Source organism: Streptomyces turgidiscabies Car8, assembly GCF_000331005.1.
Taxonomy (GTDB): domain Bacteria; phylum Actinomycetota; class Actinomycetes; order Streptomycetales; family Streptomycetaceae; genus Streptomyces; species Streptomyces turgidiscabies.
In genome coordinates this window covers 649,472-665,745 of record NZ_AEJB01000361.1, presented here as the reverse complement: position 1 = coordinate 665,745, position 16,274 = coordinate 649,472, and the positions used below count along the sequence as shown (strand labels likewise).

Below are 16,274 nucleotides of genomic sequence, written 5' to 3'. Positions count from 1 at the left end.
TCTAGGGCATGTTCTGAGTTGAGATCACGGGATCGGTCATTCCCGCTTCAGGAGGGTGCTGGCTGCGGTAGACCGGTCGCGTGACTCGTGGTGATCTGACCGATGCCGAGTGGGAGTTGATCGAGCCGCACCTGCCGCTGGGGGCGTTCGGACCGATTCCTGACCTGCGCAGCTACTTCAACGCGGTGATGTGGCGGTTCCGTACCGGCAGCACCTGGCGGGATGTGCCGGAGAGCTACGGCTCCTGGTCGACGATCTATGACCGGTTCCGGACGTGGGCGCGTGACGAAGTCTTCCAGACCCTCATGGAAGCGATGATCGCCGAGGCGGCGGCCCGCGACGACGTCGATCTCAGCCTGGTCAGCGTGGACTCGACCGTTGCCCGCGCGCATCACCACGCGGCGGGCATGGTCGTCGCCCCGGAGCTCCTTGAGGACTTGGAGAAGGCCGTGGCGGAGGAAAAGGGGCTGCGGCAAAGGGGCAAAACGACGCCGCAGGCGAGGGGTCCGCGAACAGGGAGGATCCCGAGCGGGAACAGCGCCGCGCCGTGCACCGACGCCGCAGGGCCCGACTACGGGCCGCCGAACTGGGCCGCTCCCGGGGCGGGCTCACCAGCAAGGTCCACCTCGCCGTCGAGCGGCGCTGCCGCCCGCTGTCCATCATCCTCACCCCCGGGCAGGCCGCGGACAGCCCGCGCTTCATCCCGGTCCTCAAGAAGATCAAGGTGCGCGGTCCCCTCGGCCGCCCCAGGACCCGGCCGGACGCAGCGGTCGGCGACAAGGCGTACTCCTCCCGTGCCAACCGCGCCCACCTGCGCAGACGCAACATCAAGGCGGTGATCCCGGAAAAGACCGACCAGGCCGCCAACCGCAAGAAGAAGGGACGCTCCGGCGGCCGCCCTGTCAGCCATGACGCCACGCTGTACAAAGATCGCAACACAGTCGAGCGCGCCATCAACAAGTTCAAGGAATGGCGGGGGCTGGCCACCCGCTATGACAAGACACCCGAGAGCTACGCCGCAGGACTCCACCTGCGCGGGTCCATCCTCTGGTTACGTAGCCTTCCAGCCCTCCCGTGACCTCAACTCAGAACTTGGCCCTAGCCGGAGTGCGAGCCGCGGGTCCGGCGCAGTCGGCGAGTCACCGGATCAACTCGGATCGCACTGCCGCGAAAGCCTCGTCCAGATGATCGGCCAGCGGCCCACGGCGTTCCAGGCTGCTCCAGATCTCGATGGCCAGGGGCAGTGTGCCGACTCCGGCCATGGCGACCAGCCGGAGTGCCTGCTGCCGTGCAGGGGCCGGCTAGCGGTCGGCCAGGGCCTCGGTGATGATCCACTCCTGGCGCTCATAGTTGGAGTGCTTGCGGGCGAGAAGGGCCTCCGTCGACCGCATCAGCCGGTCGAGTGCTGCCGGCCCGGCCGCTCGGGCTCCATCCGGAAGCAGACCAAGCGGGTCTTGGCGGCGGCCGTGCGCAGCTCGTCGTCGGTGGGCTGCCGGTCGCCCGGGAGGCCGAGCATCAGCCCCTTGGCGGCCTTGCGCCCTTTGCGCCGGCCGAACTCACCCAGCAGGGCGGCGACTTCCTCAGGGTCTTCGACGACCGTCGGGACAGCGGCGTGGTCCTGGCCCCGGATGCGCAGCCGGACGGCGGACCCTTCGCGCATGCTGGGGATCCAGCCGAGCTGGGAGGACATGGCGAGCACCGTGCCGAGATCCCAGTCGAAGTAGCCGATGGGGACCGTGAATTCGCGACCCGTCCTGTGCCCCTTGTACGTGAGGAGCATCAGGCGCCCGCTCAGCGGCTTGTGGAAGCGGGAGGCGAGCAGCGGCCGTACGACCTTGTTGGCGGCCCGGAAGATCTTCACCATGGGTGGCCTGGCCGTGTTCGCCGCGGGCGTGCCGGAGGTGCTCACCGGATGCCGCCGGGGACGGTGTGGACGATCTCGGCCTGGTCGCGCTTGGTGTAGGCGTCCCAGTAGTGCTCGGCGATGGTCTCGGGCTCGGTGCCGGGACCGCTGCCGATGAACACCCCGATCGCCACGTGCGCGGCGTGCACCCCGTGCTCGGCGAGGTCGATGCCCAGGGCCATGGCGTAGTTGCGCAGGGCCGCCGCCGCGACGCCGATGCTGCCGAACGCGCCGCCGCTCGGCCGGACCGAGGAGGCACCCGTGGAGAACAGCAGGGTGCCACTGCCGCGTTCGAGCATGGCGGGCAACACCTGACGGACCGCGGCAACCGCTCCGTACAAGTAGTAGTCGAGCTGCTTGTGGAGGTCCTGCGCCGTAGCGTCGACGGCGGCGGCGCCGGCGAACGTGGGGTCGGCGGGCGAGTACTCCAGTACGTCGACCGCCCCGAACCGGTCGGCGGCCGCGGCGAGCGCCGACTGCAGCGAGTCGGGACGCGTCACGTCCGCGGCGAAGCCCACAGCCTCGATGCCCTCCTCGGCGAGCCGCGCGGCGAGCGCGTCGAGCTTGTCCTGGGTCCGGGAGACCAGGGCCACCTGGAAACCCTCCCTTCCGAAGCGGCGGGCGATGGACAGGCCCAGGCCTGGGCCTGCCCCGATGACAGCGATGACGGGCATGGGTGGTGCTCCTCTGGTCGGACGGGTCGGATCGATGAGGGGCACCTCCCGCCACGACAGCGGCCAGGACTGAAAGTCGAGGGATGCCTCATGTTCTGGAGCGTAGCAGAGAACATGAGGCATCCCTCCGGTTGGTAGCCTGAGGGACATGGCCATCGACCCTCCGTCCGCCTCCGCCGGGAACCCGGCCCCTGTCCGCCCCCTGCGGCGCGACGCGCAGCGCAATCGCGAGGCCCTGCTCACCGCGGCCCGCTCCTGCTTCGCCGAGCAGGGCCTGGAGGCCCCCCTGGAGCAGGTGGCCAAGCGGGCCGGGCTGGCCATCGGCACGCTGTACCGGCACTTCCCCACCCGGCTGGACCTGGTGCAGGCGACCTTCGCCGAGAAGCTGGCCCTCTGGCGGGAGGCCGCCGAGAAGGCCGTCACCATGGACGACGCCTGGGCGGGGCTGTGCCACTTCCTGGAGACCATGTGCGAACTCCAGTCACAGGACCGGGGGTTCAACGACCTGGCCTCCATACGACTGCCGGAGAGCGCCTGCCTGGCGGGCGCCCAGACCCGCATCCGCGAACTCGGTGTACACATCGTCGAGCGAGCGCAGGAACAGGGCAGCCTGCGCCCCGACCTCACCCCCGAGGACCTCGCCTTCGTCATCTGGTCGCACAGCCGCGTCACCGAGGCCACCCACGCCATCGCCCCAAACGCCTGGCGCCGCCACCTCTACCTTCTGCTCGACGGCTTCCGAACCGACCGCGCCCACCTGCTGCCGGCGCCGCCGCTCACCGGCGAGCAGCTGTACCGCGCCATGATCAGCCTCGGCGGAAACGGGGCCTGCGGCACCTGACCGTCGAGACGCGCGTTGTCTCAAGACGCCGCGGGGAGCCCCTTCCCGGCGACCAGGCCGAGCCGGTACGCCTCCGTCCCCGCGACGCAGAGTTCGCGGAGGCGTTTGGTGACCTCCGCGTGCACCGGCGACACGGCGTGCGCCTCGAAGGCCGCCTCAGGGCTGGCCACTCGCTATGACAAGACACCCGAGAGCTACGCCGCAGGACTCCACCTGCGCGGGTCCATCCTCTGGTTACGCAGCCTTCCAGCCCTCCCGTGACCTCAACTCAGAACAGGCCCTAGATGGCCTGGGTCCACACCGGCACGCGCTCCGTGCCGATTCAACAGGCACCCCCGGTCTCCATCGCCCTGCACTACCCGAGAGAGCGGGATAGTTTGCCAATATTTAGACCATTCCATCTCCAATCCCACACCTTGCAAGGTGAAGAGGTCCTACAACTTGTAGGAATGAAGGGTGCACGATGGTCAAGACCTTGAACATCCCGCTCACCGGCAGGCGGCGCCCCGGAGCGCCGCCGACAGCCGGTACCGCGCGACGCGGCACAGCGCCGTACTCGCTCGCCTTGGTCGCGGCCGCCTTCACGCTCGCCCAACTCGCCTTCGTACGACCGGGAATGGGTCTGGGCTGGGACGAGACCGTTTACGTCAGCCAGGTCGGCGGCCACGCCCCTGCCGCGTTCTTCAGCGCACCGCGCGCCCGCGGGGTCCCCCTGCTGGTCGCCCCCATCGCCTCCTGGTCGTCGTCCACCGTGCTGCTGCGCGTCTACCTGGCGCTGCTGTCCGGACTCGGCCTGTTCCTGGCACTGCGCGCCTGGCGGGGGCTGTTCCCGACCCGGGTCCTTGCCGCTGCGGGCGCTCTGTTCGCGACGCTCTGGGTCACCCTGTTCTACGCGCCGCAGGCCATGCCCAACTTCTGGGTGGCGATCGGCGCCCTGGCCGGTACCGGATATTTCCTGCGCGCCCAGGCGGACCGCTCCACTCGGACAGCCCTGTGGGGCGTGGGCGCGAGCGTGGCGCTGATGGCCTGGATGCGGCCCATGGATGCCGTCTGGGCGGTCCTTCCGCTGCTCGGCCTGCAGGTGGGCGTACGACGCTGGCGGCACCCCCGGCTGCTGCTCGCCCTGGTCGCCGGCCTGGTCGCCGGAGCGGGCGAGTGGGTGATCGAGGCGTACGTCTCCTACGGCGGCCTGGGGCAGCGCCTGTCCGACGCCTCCCGCATCCAGGGCGGCCTCGGCTGGCACATCGCCGCCGGCGACCAGTTGCGCAGCCTCGGCGGACGCTCCCTGTGCCGGCCGTGTACCGGGGCGATGCCCAACCCGGTGGTGACGGCCTGGTGGTACGCCCTTCCTCTGCTCGCCGTCCTCGCCCTCGTCCTGGCGCTCCGCGCCCGGCGCGCGACGGCCATGCTCGTCCTGCTGGTCTGCGCGGGCTCGGCAGCGTTTCCGTACCTGTTCCTGATCGGGTACGCCGCGCCCCGTTTCCTGCTGCCTGCCTACGCGCTGCTCGCGATTCCGGTGGCAGACGCACTGTTCCGCCTGGTCACGGCCACGAGTGGGGTATGGCGTGTGGCGGCCGTGACGCTGGTGACGCTTGGGCTGACCGGGCACCTCGCCATCCAGTACGTGGTGCTGGAGCGCACCGTGCACCGCACTACCGCGGCCCACGACGACTGGGCCCGCACCGCGGCCGACCTGCACCGGCTCGGCGTACGCCCGCCCTGCCTGCTCACCGGGTACGAAGCCGTTCCGATCGCCTTCTACGCGGGCTGTTCCTCCGTCGCGACCGGGGGCCACAACGCCAACACGACGGCGAGCGCCATTCGGCAGGCTGCCCGGCATCAGCCGGTCGCCGTCCTCGCGACGCCGGACGGTCGACCACCCGCATACGCCCGCGGGTGGGCCCGGCACCAGGCAGGCGGCATGCCGGTGTTCGTGGGGCCCTCCGCCGCCCAGGCGCGGTGACGCGATGAGCGTCGTCGAAGCATCGGCGAAGAGGAGCGGGCGCCTGTCCTGGCACGCCGCTGTCGCGCTGGTTGTCATGGTGCTGGGCTGCGCTGTCCTTGCCGCTCATCGGCGTGCGGTGGACGCCGGGACCGACCGGCTCGCCGCCGCGGACCGGGGCTGGCTGCTGGTGGCGGCCGCCGCGGCTCTGTCGACCTGGATGTGCGCGGCCGTCGTACAACAAGGAGCGGTGGCCGAACGGCTGCCGGCCGGCCGGCTGGTCGCGGCCCAGTTCGCGGCTTCGGCGGCCAACCATCTGCTGCCGGCCGGAGTCGGGGCGAGCGCGGTCAATCTGCGCTTCCTGACCCGCTGCGGACTGTCCACCGCCCGCTCGGCGACCGCGCTCGCCGTCAAGGCCGCTGCCGGTGGCATCGTGCGCGTCGGCCTGGCCGTCGCGCTGCTGCTGACCTCACCCCGTGCTGCTCCACACCTGTCGATTCCGGTCCTCCGCGTCCCCTTCGTTCTCGCGGCCGTCGCGGGCGTGGCGTTCAGCAAGCCGCTGCGCAGCCGCCTTCTGGTGGCGCTCGCCCGGGTCCGCACCGACGTGCGGGCCGTGCACGGGAGCCGGGCGCGGGCGTGTGCGCTGTGGGGCGGATCTCTGGCGTTCGCGCTGCTGCACGCCGCCGTGGTGATCGCCGTCGTCCGCGCGCTGGACGTCGCCCTGCCCGCCGGTCAGGTGCTGTTGGCTTACCTCGTCGCCAGTGGCGCGGCGGCGCTGCTGCCCACCCCCGGCGGGCTGGGTTCCCTGGACGCGGCGCTGGCGTTCGCGCTCACCGCGGCGGGCGCGCCCGGATCCGTGGCGGTGTCGGCGGTGTTCGGCTACCGGCTGCTGACCGGGTGGCTGCCGCTGGTACCCGGTCTGCTGGTGCTGGGACTGTTGGCCCGGCGTTCTGTGCTCTGACCCTGATCGCCGTCGGCCGGCGGGATGTCCCGCGTGAACGTCGCACCCCAGTCGGGCGATGCCGCTGCCGCCTTCCTCAGACGGGCGGCGGCGCGTGGGGCTCCAGACGGTAGCCGTGCCCCCGCAGGGTGGAGATCCTCGGTAGCGCCGCGGGGGACGAGGCCGCGTCAGCCAGGCGGCGGCGCAGGCCGGCCATCGTGACGTCGAGGGTCTTGGTGGAGCCGAACCAGTTCTCGTCCCAGACCTCCGCCATCAGCACCTCGCGGGACACGGCCTCTCCGGCGTGCCGGGCGAGCAGGGCGAGCAGCTCGAACTCCTTGGGCCGGAGTTCGACTTCACGGTCGTGGAGTGTGCACCGGCGGGCCGTGACGTCGATGACGAGGTCGCCGAGCCGGATCGGCTGCTGCGGCGGGGCGTCGATGGCCCGGCGGCGCAGATGGGCGCGCAGCCGGGCGAGCAGCACGGTCAGGCTGAAGGGTTTGACCAGATAGTCGTCGGCTCCGGCGTCGAGGCCGGCGATGACGTCGATATCGTCCGTGCGGGCGGTGAGGATGATGATCAGCAGGTCGGGGAGGCGGGCGCGCAGCGTGCGGGCGATGTCGAGGCCGTCCATGTCGGGCAGGCCCAGGTCCAGGAGCAGCACGTCGTACGGGGTCTGCGCGGACTCGGTGAGGGCGCCCGTCCCGGTCCGGCTCCACGTCGGGGTGTAGCCGTTGCTGCGCAGCCCCGTTTCCAGATGACGGCCGATGGTGTCGTCGTCCTCGACGACGAGGACCCGATAGCGGCTGTGGTCCGGTGTGACGGGCGTTCGCATGCTGGGCAGCGTAGAGCCGGACGGGGCGTTCACAGATCCCGAAGTTCCTCGACGGCGGGTCGGGCGGCCCGGCGCACCCCGTTCAGCGCGGCGGCCAGGACGGCCGCGGTCGCGGCGAACGCGGTCAGCGTCAGATAGGCGACCGGGACGGCGAGGGCGGCGGGCGGCGGGTCGAACACGCCCGTCAGGACCTTGACGAGCATCTCGGAGAGGGCCCAGCCGATGAGCGCGCCGCCGGCCAGACCGCCCGCGATCAGCAGGATCGCCTCGGTGAGGACCATCCCGCGCAGATGCCGTCGCGTCGCGCCGAGCACGGTGGCGATGGCGAAGGTGCGGCGGCGTTCGGCGAGGCCGAGCGCGAGGACGAGTCCGCCGGCCCCGGCGGCCAGGAGCACCGCGAAGGCCAGCTCGATGCGGGTGAGTCCGGCGAGGTCGACGGCGGTCAGGCTGGTGCCGACGGTGCCGCGGGTCTGCGTGAGGTCGGTGACGATGGCGCTGGTGCCGAGCTGCCCCCGCAGGTGGGCGGCGATCCGCTGCTGGTGGGCGCCGCCGGTGTCCAGGAGGAAGGCGCCGACCGCGTCGCTGCCGGTGGCCCGGGCCACGTAGGAGGCGTTGGCGACGAAGAAGCTGTCCTTCGGCGCCGTCGGGAACTCCTTGGCGACGCCCACGTAGTGGAAGGGCACCGTGCGCAGCGCCTTCGTACGGGCGTCCTGGATCCGCAGGTTGACGGTGTCACCGGGTGAGAGCTGGAAGTCGGTGACCGTCTCCGCGCTGACCAGCAGCGCGTCGGGCTGCTTCGCGAGCTTGCGCATGAGGGTGCCGGCGCTGCCTCCGGAGAAGTACGCGTCCTGGAGGGAAGTGGCGGAGGTGATCGTGTCCGGGCGTACGCCGTAGAGGTCCTGGAGGTCGGAGCCGACGTTGGCGAACCGGTGCTGGAGCGGCTCGACATGACGTACGCCGGAGACCTTGAGAGAAGCGGCGGCGCTGGGCGGCGTCCGCGCTCCCAGCGGCTCGGTCACGGTGACGTCGGCGCCGTTGGTGAGCCGCGCGTCGACCTCGGCCTGCTGCTTGTACGTGGCGTTGAAGGTCGCCGTGGAGATCGCGAAGGACACCGCGAGCGCCAGCAGCACCACCGACCGGGCCAGCGGCCGCCGGCGGCGGGAGAGGACCGCGGCCGTCGTTCCCGCCAGGTTCGCGGCCAGCGGGCGGGACAGCCGGGCCAGCACGGCTCGGCCGTGGGTGAGCGCGAGGAGTGTGAGCCGCCACAGCAGCAGCGCGGCGCCGAACCACAGCAGGGCCGGGCCCAGAAACGCCCAGTACGACACGGAGATGCTCGGCACGCCCTCCGGGGCGAGGACGAGGGCGTACTGGTTGCCGGACGAGGCGCGGAAGACGAGCCAGGAACAGACCAGCAGCGCGAAGTCCAGGCCGTAGCGCATCCACCACACGCGGCCCGTACGCCGCCCGGCCCTGCGTGTGTCGGCGACCGTCACGCCCCGCAGGTCGCGCAGTGCGGGGACGAGGACGGCGCCCGCGGCCACGACGGCACCGAGCACGAAGGCCAGGGCGTACCAGAGGATCCAGGAACCCGCGCTCGTCCCGAACGAGGCCGACCCGAAGGCGAGACGGCCCGTCAGCGCGGCGATGCCGAGTCCGGCAATGCCGCCACCGGCCCCCACCAGCGCGGCTTCCAGACCGGACAGGGCGGCGATCCGGCCCGGCCGCAGCCCGCGCAGCCGCAGCAACGCCTGCTCCTGGCGGCGCCGTTCACCGCCGGCCGCGGCGACCGCGGCGGTCAGCGCGGCGGCGAGGAGTGCGCCGGGCACACCGAGGAAGAGGAAGAGGATCTGTGCGTACAGGGCGTCCTGACGGGCGGAGTCGAGGGCGGCGCCCAGGTTGTTCCCGACGACCGCCGCGCCCGAGGCACGGGCCTCCAGGTTGTGGGCGCCGCGGGTCACGGTGTTGAAGGCGGAGGCCGGGTCGGAGGGCAGCCTGGCGTCGCGCGCGGCATGGACCTGCGTGGTGACGCCTGCGGCGGGCGCCTGGGCGGTCAGCGAGGTGAAGGTGTCGGAGGGGAGCAGAACGACGTTGTCGGGCGGCGCGGTGGGCTGGGACTGGGGCGGCGCGCCGACCTTCTGGAACAGCGAGTCGGCCTGCGGGAGATCGACGACGCCGGCCACCCGGACCTGGCGTACGCCCGTTCCGGGGAGCCGGATGCCGACGGTGTCACCGGGGGCGACGTGCAGGTTGGAGGCGGTCTGCTGGGCCAGCAGAACTCCGCCGGCACCGCCGGTGAGCGGGCGGATCTCGCCGGGGAACAGCTTTTGGTAGCCGTCGGGCAGGCCCAGCACTATGCCCGGACCCGTGGTCTGGGTGCTGCCCTGTACCTGGGCCGTGAACGCGGAGCTGTGGGCGAAGCCGACCGGGACGGCGTTGTGGATGCCGGGGGCTTTCCGCACCAGGGACAGCATCGCCCGCGGGTCGGCGCCGGCCTGCACCTCGACCTGCCAGTCCACGGCGACGGAGCGCACGGCGCGCTGTGTCATGGTCGCCTTGGACGCGGTGAGGAACGAACCGAGCGAGGTGACGAGGGCGACGGCCAGGGCGATGCCGGCCAGGGCGGCCAGGAGCCGGCCGGTGCGGTGGCGGGCCAGCCCGCGGGCCCATGCGGTGTTCATGACGCCTCCTGCGATTCGGCCGGGGTGAGCAGTCGGCCGTCGCGCATGGCCAGCCGGGTGGTGAGTCGCGCGGCGATGGCCGGGTCGTGGGTGGTGACGACGAGGGCCGCACCTGTCCGGTCGGCCGCGGTCAGCAGGGCGTCCAGGACGTGCCCGCCGGTGGTGTGGTCGAGTCGGCCGGTGGGTTCGTCGGCGAGGATCAGCCGGGGGGACTGGGCCAGGACGCGGGCGGCGGCGACGCGCTGGGCCTGCCCGCCGGAGATCTCCTCCGGCAGTCGCTCGGCCAGATCGGCGGCGTCCACCAGGGCGAGGGCCTCGGCGGCCGACCGCTGCGCTTCGGCGTCCGGCACTCCGGCCAGGACCAGCGGCAGCGCGGTGTTCTCGACCACGTCGAGGGCGGGGATCAGGCTGTCGCCCTGGAAGACGATCCCCATGCCGCGCGGGCCGTCCAGGGCGGGCCGGGTGACGGTGCCGCTGGTGGGCTGTTCGAGCCCGGCCAGCAGATGCAGCAGGGACGACTTGCCCGATCCGGACGGGCCGACGATGGCGAGCCGGTCCCCGGACCGGATCCGCAGGTTCGCTCCGTGCACCGCCACCACGGCCATCGAGCCGCGGCCGAAGGTGAGAGCCGCGTCCCGGCAGTCGACGAGCACTTCGTCCACCGACGTCACGGGCTTATCGGCCGGTACGGAGTGATCACGGGGCGACATCGTGGGCCTCCTGCTGCTGCGTGCCTGCCCGGTACTTGGAGCTCTCGTGGGCCCTGCCGTCGTCCAGAGCGATCACCCGGTCGGCGATCCGGACGGCTTCGGCGCTGTGGGTGACGATCAGCACCGCGCAGCCCAGGGCGGCGCGGTCGCGCAGCATCTGAAGGATCAGGCGCTCGGTGCCGCCGTCGAGTTCGCCGGTCGGTTCGTCCGCCAGCAGGACGGCCGGGGAGTTGGCCAGCGCGACGGCCAGACCGGCGCGCGCCAGCTCGCCGCCCGACAGTTGCCGGGGCAGCGCGTGTGCCCGCCCCGCGAGCCCCACCTCGTCCAGCAGCTCTCCCGCCGGAACGGCCGGCCGGCCGCGCACGGCGCTGTGCGCCAGGCGGACGTTGTCGCGCACGCTGAGGTGGGCGACGAGGTTGCGGCTCTGCAGCAGAACGCCGATGTTCCGGGCGCGCAGCCGGGCTCGTTCGGTCTCCGGCCGGTGGCTGATGCGTACGCCGTCCACGCGCACCTCACCGCCCGAGGGTTCGTCGAGCCCGGCCAGACAGGACAGCAGGGTGGACTTGCCCGCTCCGGACGGCCCGACCACGGCGATCGTCTCACCGCGCCGCACCCGCAGGGACACCCCGCGCAGGGCGAGCGTCTCCTCCTCGCCGGCCCGGAAGAAGCGGTACAGCTCCCGCGCGGTGAGGGCCTCGTCGGACGGTGGGACCGGCATGGTGTTCACTCCTTACTTCCAGGTGAAGGAGTCGCTGACGATGCGCCAGGGGTCAACGTTGTCGGCGTTGACCGGGCCGGACAGGGTGAGGTCCACCTCGTGGCCCTGCCGGTAGAAGGCGTACCGCTCGAACGCGTCGCGCACGACCTTGCCGGTGACCGGATTCGCGGCGGAGTCACCCTGATAGGTCAGCAGCACGGCCCCACCCGCTTTCCGGGTCACCGCGGACACCTTCGGGCTTGTGAACTTCGGTACCTGGACGCGTAGTTGGGGCACGACCTGGCGGGTGACCGAGCCGACCGTGGGCGCGCTCGACGTGGCAGCGGCGGAGATCTGGACGCGGTTGAGTTTGTCGGTGAAGACGGTGGTGCCGCCTTGGCTGGTACGGGCCCAGCCCTCGGGCACCTTCACCGTGAACCCGGTGAACGCGCCACCGGACGGCTGGTAGGCGACGAACGCCTGGTTGTCAGGGATGTCGCCGGGCGGATTGGACTCGGTGGGCGCCGGACTGCTGCCCGAGCCTCCAGCGGAAGCGGTGGTGGAAGCAGCACCGGAACTTGAGCTGGAACCCGAGCCGGAGGTGGCCCCGGAACCGGAACACCCGGCGGTCACCGCCGCGGCGAGTACGAGCCCGACGACGCCGAAGACATGTACGCGTGCCATCGTTGCTGCCCTCCTGGGAAATGCCTGGAAAACGCCTGGAACGCTTGGAAAGAGCGGGGGAGACGAGCTGCCGGCCGGGGGCTGTGCGCCGACCGGGCGGTCATGGCAACGACGCTAGGAGGCGGCCGGTTAACGCACCGCACGGCGAGGGTTAGACGACGGCAAAAGCGTGCGGCCGGTCCCGTACGGGCAGGCCGACGGCACGCATCATGGGGGCATGAGACAGCGTGTGGTGCGCGTGGCCCTCACCGCCGTCATGGTCGCCCTGGTCCTCCTGGCCGTCCCCCTGGCCCTCGCCATCAGGTCATCCCTGTACGCGGCCCAGCGGGACGCCCTGGAGCGAGCGGCCCTGGCCGGCGCCGTCCGCGTGAGTCCGGACTACGCGACCGGGGACCCGGTGGAGCTGCCGCCGCCCCCGGCCGGCGGGCGCCTGGGCCTCTACGACCCGCAGTTGCGGCTGCGCGCGGGCAGCGGCCCCCGGACCGGCGACGACACGGTCCGCCGGGCCCTGGCTGGCAAGGTCACGCGGTCGACCGGGGGCAGTGAGATCGTCGCCGCCGTCCCCGTCTCCCACGACGAGCGGGTCATCGGCGTCGTCCGCGTCTCCTCAGCGGTCCAGGACGTGCGCGACCGCGTCCTCGTCGGCTGGGCCATCCTCCTCGGCGCGGCCGTACTGGCGCTGACCGTGGCCGTCCTTGTGGCCCGCCGACAGGCGCGGGCGCTCGCCGCTCCCCTGGAGGACCTCTCACGGCACTGCCGGGCCGTCACCGGCGGCGACCTGACCGCGCGGGCCGCTCCCAGCACCATCGCCGAGATCGACCAGGTCGCCCGCACCCACAACGAGATGCTGCACAGCCTGGCCGAACTCCTGCGCCGCGAACGCGATTTCACCGCCAATGTCTCCCACCAACTGCGCACCCCGCTGACCGGCCTCCAGCTCACCCTGGAAACCGGACTCGAACAGGACGACACCCGCCCCGTGCTGGAGGAGGCCCTGGACGCCACCCGCAGGCTGCACCACACCGTGGAGGAGGTCCTGCGGCTGTCCGCCTCAGCGGGGCTGCCCCGACCGGTCGAGCCGGACCGGGCGGTCGCGGGCCTGCTGAGGGAGACCGAGGAGCGGTGGCACGGGCTGTTCGCCCGCGACGGCAGACGCCTGGAGTGCGACACGGGTGAGGCGCCGGACGACGTACGCGTCCCGGGCGGACCCGTGGCCGAGATCCTCGGTGTGCTGCTCGACAACGCCCGCGTTCACGGACACGGCACCGTGCGCGTCACGGTCCGCGACCTCGACGACGCCCTCGCCCTCGACATCGCCGACGAGGGCACCGTGAACGGCGACTCCGCACGCCTGTTCGAGCGTGGCCACACCGAGGGCGGGGCGGGCACGGGCATCGGCCTCGCGCTCGCCCGCGACCTGGCTTTCTCTCTCGGGGGCCGGCTCTCTCTGACGAACCGCGCGCCGACAACGTTCACGCTGCTGCTCCCGGTGCGGTCCGCGGAAGGGACGCGGGGCGGATGACCGGAGGCGGGTGCGACCGCCGGAACACGGCGAGTCCGGCCGGACGCCGGACAGCCCCGAAACGGTCATGGTGACCCGGTGGCGAGGCCGGTCGCACCGGCGGACGCCCGTACGGTGGCCGTCCGCGGCACGGAGTGCGGCAACGGCTTCACCGTACCGAAACCGGGCCGACGGCAAAGCCGTCGCGGCGAAGGAGGAGCGCGGGCGCGACATCACGGTCCCGTACGGAGGGCCGAGTACGCGCCGAACCGGCCATCGGCAGCGTGCACGGCAGCGGCGGCCTGGTGAGCCGAGGGACTGACCATCCGCATGGTCACGGCCAAGCCTGACGAGCGAAAACGCTTCGGTGTGTCAGAAAATCTACGAGGCCCTGCATATCAACTCCTGGGCACGACCGTGCGAAGCTCGAACCTCTGGAGGACTGTGCGTCCCCTGCACAAAGCGGATGAGGCGGACACGAAGCGCAAGAAGCTTCCCGCTCTGCTTCAGGAGGTCGTCAGGTTCGGTGCCGTCGGTGGGCTGGGCGTCGGGGTGAATCTCGCCGTGTTCAACCTCAGCCGAGCGGTGACGACTCTGCCCGTGGTGCGATGCAGCATCATCGCGACCATCGTGGCGATAGTTTTCAATTACCTGGGTTTCCGGTATTTCGCCTATCGGCACCAGGACCCGCAGAGCCGCGTCGGGGGGTTCGCTCTCTTCTGTCTTTTCAGCGTCGTCGGCCTGGTCATCGAGAACGGGGTGCTGTACGTCGCGACGTACTGGTTCGGCTGGGACTCGGCGCTTGAGAGCAACCTCTTCAAGGTCGCGGGGATCGCGTGCGCGACCCTCTTCCGCTTCTGGTCCTACCGCACCTGGGTGTTCCGAGTGCGGCGCTGAGGGAGGTGTCCTCGGGTGCGATTCCCGCCGGTCAGCGGCTGGGGGGCCGTATGGTGACCTCGACGCGGGCGGTGCTGATCGTCATCGGGCTTCCGGTGACGGCGACGAGGTACATGCGCTGATGCGCGCCGGGCACGGGGCGGTGACCGCCGGCCGGCCGTACGACGTATACGGCCGCGCTGCGCGGGGAGAGTGTGGCTGGCCCACTGGTGACGGTCCACCAGTTGGAGGCGCCCTGGCCGATGCGGCTGGCGAAATGAGGGGTGAGGGCGGTGCTGGTGGTGTTGACGGCCTTCACCGTTACGGCAGTGACGGCGGGATGGGGCTGGTCGCTGATGCGGGTGGTGAGCGTCATACGCAGGGGAGGCGGGCTGGAGGCGGCGATTCCGGCGCACAGCGCGGCCGGCGTGACGAGCGCCGCGCAGAGGGCGGCCTTGGCACCCCGGCCTGTGAAGCGGGGGATCCGGGGCTGCCAGGCGGAGGCCAGAGAGAGGGCGGGGACGGTCGCCGCGGCGGCCAGCCACAGCGGGGTCATCATCAGGAAGTAGCCGTCCTGGGAACGGATGGCGAGGTAGAAGGGCAGCCAGGGCAGGACCGTCAGCGCCGTTCCCAGGCGGCGGACGAACAGCAGGGTCGCGGCGAGCAGGCCGACCAGGAACAGCTGGCTGGCGTAGGAGTAGTAGTCGAGGCGGCTGCTGCCGTCGGTGAAGTAGTAGGAGATGCCCATCAGGCCCTGGCCGTGCAGGATCGCCTTCTGGGTGAGGGGTAGAAGCAGGCCGTGCCACCAGGCGGAGAAGCCCTGAGCGGCGAAGTAGGCGTTGATCCCCACCCACGTCACCGCGCTGACTCCGGCGAAACGGGCCAGCACGGCTGCCGCGGGGCGGGCCCCGAGTTCACCGCGCCGTACCGCGTACAGGCCGATCAGAAGGAACGGGGCGAAGAACCAGGCGAGTTGCTGGGCGGCGCAGGCGGCGCCCAGGCACACGGCCCGCAGGATCCCGCACCGTCCCAGGCGTCCGCCCGCTCCGGTGGCCGGCCAGCGGACCGCCACCGGGATCAGCAGGGCCAGGGCGACGATCGCCGGGTAGCCGGAGCGGGCGTAGCCGGGGAGGACGCCGAAGCCGAGGCACACGGCGGTTGCCGCCGACCGCCAGGGGGCGGGCAGCATGAGCCACAGCGTGACCGCTCCGGCGATCAGCGCCCCCGTGGTGACCAGGGTGGCGGCCGCCGAGGAGGACAGGAAGGCGTGGACCGGGGCGGCGAGCAGGGCGGTCAGCGGTGGATAGCCGTACGTGTAGTCATATGAGCCGGACATTGTCTTGGTCAGGCCGGAATTGGACGTGCCGAACAGCCAGGGCCAGGGCTGTCCGTAGACGGGGCGGCCGTGCGCGATCTGGTTCGCGGCCTGCCCGGTCAGTACGCCCTCGTCCGTGCCGATGTGATTCAGCCAGTAACCGCAGACCACCAGGGCCACCGCGAGGACGAGAACCGTGATGTCCACCCGGACCAGGGCCCGCCGGCCCCGTACGACCAGGGCGAGCACCCCGCACACGAGGATCCCGGCGTAACAGAGTGAGATGACCCCGGCGGCGGGCGGATGGGAGAGCATCGCCTGGGTCCAGGCCGAGCGGGTGCCGATGAACAGACTGATCGTGGCGATCAACGTCATGCCGCGGTGCCACTGCTGGGAGTTGACCGCGTCGTCGTCAGTCCACGGCGGGTCGGCGGCGGGTCGGCGTGTGTAGCGTCGCCGGCCTCCGGTGTCGGCGGTATAGGCGACCGAATCCACTTTCTCCATATTCGGCAACTACACCAGGTAAAGGGAGGACGGGCACTCCAGGCTCGCCCAGCTGAGGTGAGAGCGGAACAGGAAAGCGTGGCGCTGGTCTGAGAATCGCCGTGGACGCGCGTACCAGGTGCTCAACGCACTGTTGATCTGCATCGCGATCACGGCTACGGCTTGTGCGGCGGC

Annotated in this window: 15 protein-coding genes and 1 pseudogene; 6 read left to right on the top strand and 10 right to left on the bottom strand. The window is 71.7% G+C overall.

The features are described 5' to 3' along the window. Nucleotides 1-80 precede the first annotated feature (80 nt). A pseudogene (locus STRTUCAR8_RS50250) lies at nucleotides 81-1,078 on the top strand (IS5 family transposase). 61 nt (nucleotides 1,079-1,139) lie between these two features. On the opposite strand, the gene STRTUCAR8_RS55185 reads toward STRTUCAR8_RS50250, so the two are convergent. The 3 genes from STRTUCAR8_RS55185 to STRTUCAR8_RS27010 form a co-directional block, all read right to left on the bottom strand. After that, complete coding sequence (locus STRTUCAR8_RS55185; RefSeq protein ID WP_006378951.1) at nucleotides 1,140-1,262, bottom strand: hypothetical protein; 123 nt, start codon at nucleotides 1,260-1,262, stop codon at nucleotides 1,140-1,142. Between the two features lie 128 nt (nucleotides 1,263-1,390). Then, the gene (locus STRTUCAR8_RS27015; protein ID WP_006378886.1) at nucleotides 1,391-1,909 is read right to left on the bottom strand and encodes a hypothetical protein; all 519 of its coding nucleotides are present in this window, start codon (nucleotides 1,907-1,909) and stop codon (nucleotides 1,391-1,393) included. Beyond that, a complete protein-coding gene (locus tag STRTUCAR8_RS27010) occupies nucleotides 1,906-2,577 on the bottom strand; it encodes an SDR family NAD(P)-dependent oxidoreductase (protein ID WP_006379203.1) in 672 nt (223 codons plus the stop codon). The genes STRTUCAR8_RS27015 and STRTUCAR8_RS27010 overlap by 4 nt, the downstream gene beginning before the upstream one ends. Before the next feature lie 148 nt (nucleotides 2,578-2,725). Between STRTUCAR8_RS27010 and STRTUCAR8_RS27005 the strand changes: the two genes are divergently transcribed. After that, a complete protein-coding gene (locus tag STRTUCAR8_RS27005; RefSeq protein ID WP_006379096.1) occupies nucleotides 2,726-3,418 on the top strand; it encodes a TetR/AcrR family transcriptional regulator in 693 nt (230 codons plus the stop codon). 20 nt (nucleotides 3,419-3,438) lie between these two features. Here the strand turns inward: STRTUCAR8_RS27005 and STRTUCAR8_RS53505 are convergent, their stop codons facing one another. After that, nucleotides 3,439-3,588 (bottom strand): hypothetical protein, encoded by a 150-nt coding sequence (locus STRTUCAR8_RS53505; RefSeq protein ID WP_006379254.1) that lies wholly within the window; start codon nucleotides 3,586-3,588, stop codon nucleotides 3,439-3,441. A gap of 293 nt (nucleotides 3,589-3,881) precedes the next feature. Between STRTUCAR8_RS53505 and STRTUCAR8_RS27000 the strand changes: the two genes are divergently transcribed. Beyond that, entirely contained in the window at nucleotides 3,882-5,381 is a 1,500-nt protein-coding gene (locus STRTUCAR8_RS27000; RefSeq protein ID WP_006378986.1) for a hypothetical protein, read from the top strand. Nucleotides 5,382-5,385: 4 nt separating this feature from the next. Next, nucleotides 5,386-6,321 (top strand): lysylphosphatidylglycerol synthase domain-containing protein, encoded by a 936-nt coding sequence (locus STRTUCAR8_RS26995; RefSeq protein WP_006378693.1) that lies wholly within the window; start codon nucleotides 5,386-5,388, stop codon nucleotides 6,319-6,321. A 76-nt stretch (nucleotides 6,322-6,397) separates the two neighbouring features. Here STRTUCAR8_RS26995 and STRTUCAR8_RS26990 read toward each other — a convergent pair whose 3' ends face one another. The 5 genes from STRTUCAR8_RS26990 to STRTUCAR8_RS26970 are packed head-to-tail and all read right to left on the bottom strand — an operon-like array spanning nucleotide 6,398 to nucleotide 11,904. Then, the gene (locus STRTUCAR8_RS26990) at nucleotides 6,398-7,135 is read right to left on the bottom strand and encodes a response regulator transcription factor (RefSeq protein ID WP_044472961.1); all 738 of its coding nucleotides are present in this window, start codon (nucleotides 7,133-7,135) and stop codon (nucleotides 6,398-6,400) included. Nucleotides 7,136-7,164: 29 nt separating this feature from the next. Further along, entirely contained in the window at nucleotides 7,165-9,813 is a 2,649-nt protein-coding gene (locus tag STRTUCAR8_RS26985) for an FtsX-like permease family protein (protein ID WP_006379186.1), read from the bottom strand. After that, nucleotides 9,810-10,523, bottom strand: a complete 714-nt coding sequence (locus STRTUCAR8_RS26980) for an ABC transporter ATP-binding protein (RefSeq protein ID WP_006379158.1) — start codon at nucleotides 10,521-10,523, stop codon at nucleotides 9,810-9,812. The genes STRTUCAR8_RS26985 and STRTUCAR8_RS26980 overlap by 4 nt, the downstream gene beginning before the upstream one ends. Beyond that, on the bottom strand, nucleotides 10,510-11,241 hold the full coding sequence (locus STRTUCAR8_RS26975; RefSeq protein ID WP_006379268.1) for an ABC transporter ATP-binding protein: 732 nt from the start codon (nucleotides 11,239-11,241) through the stop codon (nucleotides 10,510-10,512). The genes STRTUCAR8_RS26980 and STRTUCAR8_RS26975 overlap by 14 nt, the downstream gene beginning before the upstream one ends. Before the next feature lie 12 nt (nucleotides 11,242-11,253). Then, entirely contained in the window at nucleotides 11,254-11,904 is a 651-nt protein-coding gene (locus STRTUCAR8_RS26970) for a hypothetical protein (protein WP_006378962.1), read from the bottom strand. A gap of 217 nt (nucleotides 11,905-12,121) precedes the next feature. Here STRTUCAR8_RS26970 and STRTUCAR8_RS26965 point away from each other — a divergent pair, with 217 nt between their 5' ends. Both STRTUCAR8_RS26965 and STRTUCAR8_RS26960 read left to right on the top strand, forming a co-directional pair. After that, the gene (locus tag STRTUCAR8_RS26965; protein WP_044472960.1) at nucleotides 12,122-13,426 is read left to right on the top strand and encodes a HAMP domain-containing sensor histidine kinase; all 1,305 of its coding nucleotides are present in this window, start codon (nucleotides 12,122-12,124) and stop codon (nucleotides 13,424-13,426) included. A 423-nt stretch (nucleotides 13,427-13,849) separates the two neighbouring features. Beyond that, nucleotides 13,850-14,302, top strand: a complete 453-nt coding sequence (locus STRTUCAR8_RS26960) for a GtrA family protein (protein ID WP_234372666.1) — start codon at nucleotides 13,850-13,852, stop codon at nucleotides 14,300-14,302. Nucleotides 14,303-14,333: 31 nt separating this feature from the next. Here the strand turns inward: STRTUCAR8_RS26960 and STRTUCAR8_RS26955 are convergent, their stop codons facing one another. Then, nucleotides 14,334-16,100, bottom strand: coding sequence for a hypothetical protein (locus STRTUCAR8_RS26955; RefSeq protein WP_006378787.1), 1,767 nt, complete (start codon nucleotides 16,098-16,100; stop codon nucleotides 14,334-14,336). Nucleotides 16,101-16,274 lie beyond the last annotated feature (174 nt).